This window comes from Pseudomonas sp., assembly GCF_026224925.1.
GTDB lineage: Bacteria > Pseudomonadota > Gammaproteobacteria > Pseudomonadales > Pseudomonadaceae > Aquipseudomonas.
Window position 1 is genome coordinate 1 of record NZ_JAMFRV010000610.1, and the last position, 8,776, is coordinate 8,776.

Sequence of the window (8,776 nt, forward strand, 5' to 3'; positions counted from 1 at the left end):
ATCGCGGGCGGCCAGGAAAACATGAGCCTGTCCAATTACGTGATGCCGGGCGCACGAACCGGTCTGCGTATGGGCCATAGCACGTTGGTCGACACCATGATCAGCGACGGTTTGTGGGATGCGTTCAACGATTACCACATGGGCATTACCGCCGAAAACCTGGCAGAAAAGTACGAAATAACTCGCGAAGCCCAAGACGCGTTCGCTGCCGCCTCACAACAGAAAGCCGTAGCAGCGATTGAAGCCGGGCGTTTTGTTGATGAAATCACACCCATTCTGATCCCTCAGCGCAAGGGTGACCCAGTATCGTTCGCCACTGACGAACAACCCCGCGCTGGCACTACAGCTGAATCGCTGGGCAAACTAAAACCAGCGTTCAAAAAAGACGGCACGGTCACGGCGGGCAACGCTTCTTCGCTGAATGACGGTGCTGCTGCGGTGATCCTGATGAGTGCTGCCAAAGCTGAAAAGCTCGGGCTGCCCGTACTCGCGCGGATTGCGGCCTATGCCAACGCAGGCGTCGACCCAGCAATCATGGGCATCGGCCCAGTCAGCGCCACCCGTCACTGCCTCGCCAAAGCCGGCTGGTCGATTGATCAGTTGGACCTGATCGAAGCCAACGAAGCCTTCGCGGCTCAGTCGCTGTCAGTGGCCAAGGAGTTGGGTTGGGACACCAACAAAGTCAACGTCAACGGCGGCGCCATTGCCTTAGGCCACCCGATTGGTGCATCAGGCTGCCGCGTGCTGGTGACCTTGCTGCACGAGATGATCAAGCGCGACGCCAAAAAAGGCTTGGCAACACTGTGCATCGGTGGTGGTCAGGGTGTAGCGCTGGCGTTGTCCCGCTGATAGCTGTGTAACGCGTTAAATTGATGTTGAACCGAAACCCGTTGGGAACGAACTTGTTCACGGAATGCCCCACCTCGGGTATGCCTGAGACACCGCGTCGCCTGCTTCGCGAACAAGTTCGCTCCCACATAAATTTCGGCACGGCACAGAATCTTCGTTACATGACCTCCTGTGGGAGTGAATTCATTCACGAATAGCTACAAGCGGCGCGCCTGACGCACCGCGCTGTCGCTTAACTGTTAAACTGCCGCGCCCATTTCCAACCCAAGGCGCTGTGCATGTCTTCCTTGAATCAGGCGCTTAGCGTCGCCCTCGATAACCGCCAATCATTGCTTGCCGAACTGCATGAACAAGGCACGGATTGTTATCGGCTGTTTCATGGCAGCCAAGAAGGTGCCAGCGGCCTGACCATCGACCGTTATGGCCCGCAACTGTTGGTGCAGAGTTTTCACACCGGGCTGGAACGCGATGCCCTGCTGGAACTGCATGCCACCGTCAACGCCCGCTTGGGCCTCGACACCCTGCTGGTTTATAACGACCGCTCCCAAGGTAATTCACGCATCGACCGCAATGACGCCGTCTACAAAGCCGATGACGCTGCGCTCAATGATCTGATCGGCCATGAGTGGGGCTTGAACTACCGAGTACGTGGACGCCACGCCGGGCAGGACCCGCTGTTGTTTCTAGACCTGCGCAACACCCGCGGTTGGATCAAACAACACAGCGCCGGCAAAACCGTGCTCAACCTGTTTTCCTATACCTGTGGCGTTGGCCTGAGCGCTGCTGCTGGGGGCGCGCGCGAAGTGTGCAACCTGGACTTCGCTGAGGGCAATTTGGCGGTCGGCCGTGAAAATGGTCTGCTGAACCCCGAACTGAAGCCCATGAAGTTCGTGCAATCCGATTACTTCCCGGCGATCCGTCAGTTGGCCGGGCTGCCCATCGCCCCACGTCGTGGCAACAAGCTGCCGGAATATGTGCGGCTGAACCAGCGGCAATATGATCTGGTGTTCCTTGATCCACCCGCCTGGGCTAAAAGCGCATTCGGCACCGTGGACCTACTCCGGGACTATCAAAGCCTGCTCAAGCCAGCAGTGCTGACCACCGCCACCAACGGCGTGCTGATTTGCTGCAACAACCTCGCAAAAGTAAGCATGGATGACTGGCGCGAACAGGTTTTGCGCTGCGCCACCAAGGCCGGGCGCCCTGTACGCGAATGGCAAATCATGACGCCGGGCAGCGACTTTCCTTCCATGGACAAGCAACCGCCCCTCAAAACGCTGATTTTGCAGTTTTAACTAAAGCGCAACTAAAGACGATTCCTACAAAAGACGAGGCTATTTCTTCGGAACCAGTTTCGCGTGCCATACTCAAAGCACCTCCGTATAGAGAGACGACGCCTCACATGTCCAAAGGATTGATACGCGCCATTGGCGCCTTGTTGACCGTCATTGCACTTTACAGCGTGCTGGGATTTCTGATTTTGCCCGGCATCGCGTTGCGCATCGTCAACCAACAACTGGCCAACTACTCCACGGTTCCGGCAAAGCTTGATCGTCTCGAGCTCAATCCGTTCAGCCTGGAAGTTACCTTGTGGGGCCTGAATATCGGCACGCCGGGTCAGGAGCAGGTCGGCTTCGAGCGGCTGTACGTCAACCTGCAACTCGACAGTCTTTGGACTCGCGCTTTGCACCTGACAGCGATCGAGCTGGATAAGCCCAAGAGTGAAGTCCTGTTTAGCAAAGACGGCACGCTGAACCTGACGCAGTTGTTCAAACTGCCGCCAAGCGAACCCGTTAAAGATCAGCCTGCCAGCAAACCGTTCCCGATACGTATCGACCAAATCAAGTTGGCCGATGGCTATGTCCATTTTCAAGATCAGCGGCCCAGCGAACCCATCGAGTTTTTGTACAACACGCTAAATTTCGAATTAAAAAACCTCAGTACGCTGCCTGAAGACAACGCCGACATGACCCTGGTCGCGGCAGGCCCCGACGGCGGACAGATCGATTGGGTCGGGCGTATCAGCCTGGTTCCGGTCACCTCTGAAGGCAAACTGAAAGTCACCGACGGCAAGATGAAAGCGTGGTGGCCCTATGTCCGGGACGCTCTGCCACTAGAGTTGAAAGACGGCGTTCTCAATTTCAGCACCGAGTACTCCCTCAGCCTTGCGAAAGGGACCGAGCTGAATCTAACCAATACGACGCTAAGCGTTGCCCCGCTGGCCATAGACACGCCTGACGGTCGGCCGCTGGTGCGCCTTGAACGGCTCGACGTCAGCGACACGTCTATAGACCTGGCCAAACAGTTGGTAACGGTTGGCAAGATCCGCAGCAATAAATTGGAAACCTGGGCGGCTCGCGAATCAGATGGTCAACTCGATTGGCAAAAACTGTTTGCCAGTCAGCCAAAAAAGCCAGCGCCCGCAGACGCCGTAAAAGCACCAGCCGCGGCCGCAGGCAATGCACAGGAAGTCGCCGCACAACCTGTAGCACCAAGCAAACCGTGGCAAGTGCTGTTGCAGGATGTACAGCTGCGTGACTATCAAGTCCATCTGGCTGACCGGGTTCCAAAAGAGCCGGTGGCGCTGGAAGTCGGTCCACTAAACGTGGACCTGCAAAATTTCGACAGCCTCAACAAGTCGCCCTTCAAACTTAAGCTCGACACCGGGCTGGGCAAACAAGGCCACATTACTGCTGCCGGCGAAGTCAACTTGAGCCCGGTCAGTGCCAAATTGCAGGTCAGCACCAAAGACGTCGACCTGCGCCTGGCACAATCCTATATCACCCCGTTTATCCGTCTTGAATTGCGCAGTGGCATGCTCGGCAGCGATTTGGCCGTCAACCTGAAAAGCACCGAACCCTTGGCGCTGAACATCACCGGCAAGGCGCAGGTCGACCAACTGCACACCCTTGACACCATTAAGCAGCGCGATTTTCTCAAGTGGCAGCAGTTGGCACTTGAAGGGCTGGATTTCGAACTGGGCGATCACCTGACGATTGCCAAGGTCAATCTGTTGCAACCTTACTCGCGCTTCATGATCAACGAGGACCGCACCACCAACATTGATGACCTGCTGATCAAACAACCGGCGGACGCCAGCAAACCGGCAGCCAAGGCGCAAACACCACAGACAAGCACGGTGGCTAAGGGCTCCAAGCCGATGGGTATCCGCATCGGTGAAGTGACCATCAATGACGGCTCGGCCAACTTTGCCGACTTCAGCCTCACGCCTAACTTCGCCACTGCGATTCAGCAGCTCAACGGTAAAATCGGCACCCTCGATAATCGTCAGCCGAAACCTGCCACTGTCGATATCAACGGCAAGGTCGACCGCTACGCGCCAGTGACAATCAAAGGCAGCCTCAATCCTTTTGATCCGCTGTCGAGTCTCGACATCGCCACCAGTTTTAAACGCGTGGAGCTGACTACACTGACGCCTTACTCGGGAAAATTTGCCGGTTATCGTATTCGTAAAGGCCGGCTAAACCTGGACCTGCATTACATGATCACCAAGGGCCAACTCAAGGCCGAAAACAAAGTGGTGGTCGAACAACTGCAACTGGGTGAAAAGGTCGACAGCCCGAATGCGGTGGATTTGCCGATTCGTCTGGCCATCGCCCTGCTCAAGGATACTGACGGCAAGATTTCGATTGAGCTGCCGATCTCTGGCGACCTCAATAGCCCACAATTCAGCGTCATGCCGATTGTCTGGCAAACCCTGCGTAACCTGGTATTGCGCGCAGCTCAGGCGCCGTTCAAGTTCATCGGTGGGTTAATCAGCGGCGGAGACTCTCAGGACCTCGGCACCGTGTCGTTTGCCCCTGGCGCGACCGATCTGAGCCCAGATGCCCAATCAGCGCTTAACAAGCTTTCTGCGGCCCTCAAAGAACGTCCAGCGTTACGCGTTGAGGTCGAAGGCACCAGCGCGGAAAGCAGTGATGGTCCATTGATTGCTCAACAGCGCCTTGAGCGCGAATATCAAAGTACCTACTACAAAATTCTTCAGCGGCGCGGAGACAAGGTTCCTGCGCAAGCCTCGCTACTGCAGGTGCCGGAAGACGAGAAGGCTCCGATGCTGGAAGGAATCTACCGCGACCGCTTGAAACAGCAGCCGCCAGCTGAGTGGGCCGATCAGGGCAAAGAAGACCGCGCGGCAAAAATGCGTGCCGCAGTCATCAAATCCTGGAGTTCGAACGCGGTGTTGTTGCGTCAACTGGGTCAAGCCCGCGCCAGCAGCATCAAGGACTATCTGGTCGACAAGGGCAAGCTGGCCGATGACCGGGTTTTCTTCATCGACGCCAGTTTGGGCAAGGCCGAAGCTGATGGTCGGGTGATCAGCCAACTGCATCTGGACAGCGAATAAACCATGCGCACGATGAGTCTGTTGTTTCTAATGGTGGCTGGATTGTCGAGTCAGGCGCAGGCTGACACCTTGCGCTGTGGCAGCCAGTTGATCAGCGCCGGGGACAGAGAGTTCGAAGTGCAGCAGAAGTGCGGCGAACCGGCCGCACGCAGCCTGATCGGTTACCTGCGCAGCCCTAACCGGCGTGAGGAGGTGGCCATCGAAGAGTGGATCTATGGCCCTAACAACGGCATGTATCAGTATTTGCGCTTCGAAGGTGGCCGACTGACACAAATCAACAGCAAGCGCGGCAGTTGATCCCGTCCCACCCCGCGTAATGTCTACGTCCCACAATAGAACAGGCCCCGACGCGAACGCCAGGGCCTGTAATGACCACATCCTTATGGTCTCGCATGAACCTTCAATCCATCAGCAGAGACCGTCCTTAGTTCTCCGCTGATGGGTAATCAATGGATCAGAGAGAGCGTTAAGGGGTTACTCAGACTTCAGGCCATCGGCCGAGACTGCTTTAACGCCTTTAATTTTCTTGGTGATAGCAACGGCTACCTTTTTCTGGGCATCAGTGATCGCTACGGTCGACGACAGGGAAACCACGCCTTGGTTGGTTTCTACCTTGATGTCAGTGCCTGGAATGCCTTTCTCAGTTACCAGATCCGATTTGACCTTGGTGGTGATCCAAGTGTCAGAAGTTGCGCCTTCTGCCTTAGTCATTTCGCCAGCAGCAACAACCATCGGTGCTTGAGTAGTTGTGGTTTCAGCGAAAGCCGAGTTAGCCATTGCGAAAGTCAAAGCAGTGGCAGCAGCGGCAGCAATAGCGAACTTATTCATATTCATACGAGTCACTCCTGTTTTTCTCAAAGTCTGCGCCAATGCCTCTGGCTGCAGGGTTACAGGTTATATCGCAAGCGCTGTGCCAACTCTTAAAAACGATAAATTACTTAAAAAACAATTAGTTACGCATCCGCTAAATATTACACCTCGTGCAGATTGCACGTTCGGCCTTAGACGCTACGTGCAGGATGCATGTTTTCGTAGCTGAATTATTGGCTGAAGCTGTAAGCCCTTAAAAGCGCACATAATTTAGCGCTGCTTTTGCGCGGATTGACCCATATCGGTGGCCATCAACACGACAGACACGCACAAACCCGATTGTGTTGCCTCGTCGGAACATGCCAACCGAACCTCTGCACCCATACGGTCTGCAATGGTCTTGACGATGGAAAGTCCCAGCCCCGATCCAACCTGATCACTTCCGAGGGTGCGATAGAAAGGGTCGAACACCCGCATCCTTTCTTCCTCCCGTATCCCCGGGCCCGAATCTTTTACGTGCAACTGCACTCGATGACTTTCAATGTCCACAGAAAGGTCGACCTTGCCGCCCTCTGGGGTGTAGCGAATGGCGTTGTCGACCAGATTCTTAATGATAGTAATCAGATCAAGCTCGTGGACCGACACCCATACATCCTGATCACCTTCGACACCAATATCGATATGCTTGGCCTCAGCCAGCGGTAGCAAATCTTCCAGAACACGACGATACAGCCCCAGCACGGAGACCGATGACCTTGCTAGATCCAGAGTAGCCTGCGCTTTGGCAAAGGTCAGCAGTTGATCCAACAGATGTCGGCTGCGCTCGATACCGCGCCGCAACATGACCAACCGCTCCTGCGCTTGCTCGGACATATGCACTTCAGCTAACCGCTCGGCTTGCAGCGACAAGGCCGTCAACGGCGTCCGAAGCTCATGTGCCGCATCAGCGACAAACCGGCGTTGCGTTTCCATTGATTGAGCGACCCGGTTTAGCAGCCTATTGATCGCCACCACAAATGGGCGAATCTCTACCGGAAGGTGGCTTTCCTTCACGGGGTGTAGCTCCTGCTCAGCACGCTGGTCAATTTCCGAAGACAGCGCGGCAATCGGTCGAAAAATCTTGCGCACCAGATCAGCCACAACCAGCAGCAGGATCGGCACCAAAATCAGCAGTGGCATCAAGGTGCGTAGAGCACTGTCACGGGCGATCTCATCACGGACGCTCGTCTCTTGGGACAAGGCAATTCGCTCTCCACTGGCCATTGTCCTGACGAGCACGCGGAATGCCTCACCGCTGACATCCAGCGTGTGCAGGCCATCAGACAGCGTGCTCGCCAGGGGCAGCGGTGCATCAGCGTCGTTACGCCGGGTTTTACTGCCATCTGCCAGGTATTGAACGATGACCCGGAACTCGGCATCTGCGTCTTGGGGGCGACTGTCCTTACTGATAGGCGTTATCGGGAGGTGATGACGGTCATAGATTGACGCAACTTGGCGCAAGACATCGTCTTGCAGTTCGTGGGCTTCATCGAACGCGGACATGAATGAAAAGATGCCCGCTGCGATGGCAACAATCAGAATCGCCAGTGACAAGGAAAAAGACAGCCGGAGCTGAATGGACTCACTCAAACGCTTTTTGAAACCATCCATCCAACCCCCCTGACGTTTTTGATAACGTCGCTCCCCAGTTTGCGACGCAGGGCATGGATCAAGAACTCCACCGCGTTGCTCTCGACCTCCTCACCCCAACCATAGATGCGGTCTTCAAGATCGCCGCGAGAAAGAATGGCACCCGGCCGCACTAACAGCGCTTGCAGCAAGGCGAACTCGCGGTTGGAGAGCTGAACCGGAGTACCGTTATTGACCACGGACTCACGTGTTGCCGGATCAAGCGACAGCGTGCCATTGCTGAGCAACGGAATCGCGCTGCCGCCCTTACGCCTAAGTACCGCACGCATGCGGGCAAGCAATTCTGCCATCTCGAACGGCTTGAGCACGTAGTCATCGGCGCCCCCGTCAAGGCCTTGCAGCCGATCATCGAGGCCATCGCGGGCGGTGATGATCAACAGCGGGACCGGATTGTCGCCGGCGCGAATCCTGCGCAGCACTTCCAGTCCATCCTTGCCGGGTAGCCCTAAGTCGAGCAGCACCAAATCGTAGTGTTGACTGGCAAGTGTCGCCAGCGCGGTGTGACCATTCTTCACCCAATCCGTCGCGTAGGACGAATCTTTCAAAGCGGCCTGAATGGTTTCTCCGATCATCACGTCGTCTTCGACCAGCAATACCCGCATACCCGCCTCTCTCGCTTGCTAAGAGGCTCGATAGTAGCGACCGCGAACCGTGGCGACTACTTCCCTTGGACTGAATCAAAGGTCTTCAGCAAATCGGTCATGGCCGCTTTGCAGTCGGTTGCACTCGGGGTATTGGCCCGCAGCGCCTCTAGTGAGCGATCAATGGCCTTATCAATCAAATGCCAATCGTCCGCTGCGCGAGGCTTCAGCCCAGCTTCCGCCGAATCCCAAGCGAGTTCTAAATCCTTGATTCGAATTTTGGCTGCGGGTAGGTCGCCCTTGTCGACGGTGGTTGCAACATCTGCGGCGATGGTGCGAAACGCTGACAAATCACCCAACTTGGATGGCGACTTAGCCGTGGCAACCGAGCTGGCCTGGGTTGATGACGATGTCGGTACAGCCCCTAGCTTGGATTTGTCGTCAGGTTTCGAGCACCCGGCGGCAAGGGTTAGCAAGGCAATGG

8 protein-coding genes are annotated in these 8,776 nt (G+C 56.0%); 4 read left to right on the forward strand and 4 right to left on the reverse strand.

Annotation, left to right across the window (positions count from 1 at the left end):
• From M0974_RS25410 to M0974_RS25425, 4 genes are all read left to right on the forward strand, one after another.
• Nucleotides 1-849 (forward strand): acetyl-CoA C-acyltransferase (locus tag M0974_RS25410; protein ID WP_297843563.1); only part of this gene is annotated, 849 nt, incomplete at its 5' end.
• 278 nt (nt 850-1,127) lie between these two features.
• A complete protein-coding gene (locus tag M0974_RS25415) occupies nt 1,128-2,144 on the forward strand; it encodes a class I SAM-dependent methyltransferase (protein ID WP_297843565.1) in 1,017 nt (338 codons plus the stop codon).
• Nucleotides 2,145-2,251: 107 nt separating this feature from the next.
• The gene (locus M0974_RS25420) at nt 2,252-5,212 is read left to right on the forward strand and encodes a DUF748 domain-containing protein (RefSeq protein ID WP_297843567.1); all 2,961 of its coding nucleotides are present in this window, start codon (nt 2,252-2,254) and stop codon (nt 5,210-5,212) included.
• 3 nt (nt 5,213-5,215) lie between these two features.
• Nucleotides 5,216-5,509, forward strand: coding sequence for a DUF2845 domain-containing protein (locus M0974_RS25425; protein ID WP_297843569.1), 294 nt, complete (start codon nt 5,216-5,218; stop codon nt 5,507-5,509).
• Between the two features lie 177 nt (nt 5,510-5,686).
• On the opposite strand, the gene M0974_RS25430 is transcribed toward M0974_RS25425, so the two are convergent.
• From M0974_RS25430 to M0974_RS25445, 4 genes are all read right to left on the reverse strand, one after another.
• Nucleotides 5,687-6,040, reverse strand: a complete 354-nt coding sequence (locus M0974_RS25430; protein WP_297843579.1) for a BON domain-containing protein — start codon at nt 6,038-6,040, stop codon at nt 5,687-5,689.
• A gap of 252 nt (nt 6,041-6,292) precedes the next feature.
• On the reverse strand, nt 6,293-7,672 hold the full coding sequence (locus M0974_RS25435) for an ATP-binding protein (protein WP_297843572.1): 1,380 nt from the start codon (nt 7,670-7,672) through the stop codon (nt 6,293-6,295).
• Nucleotides 7,648-8,313, reverse strand: coding sequence for a response regulator transcription factor (locus M0974_RS25440; protein WP_297843574.1), 666 nt, complete (start codon nt 8,311-8,313; stop codon nt 7,648-7,650). Before M0974_RS25440 ends, M0974_RS25435 begins: the two co-directional genes overlap by 25 nt.
• Before the next feature lie 56 nt (nt 8,314-8,369).
• Complete coding sequence (locus M0974_RS25445) at nt 8,370-8,774, reverse strand: hypothetical protein (RefSeq protein ID WP_297843577.1); 405 nt, start codon at nt 8,772-8,774, stop codon at nt 8,370-8,372.
• Between the last annotated feature and the right edge of the window lie 2 nt (nt 8,775-8,776).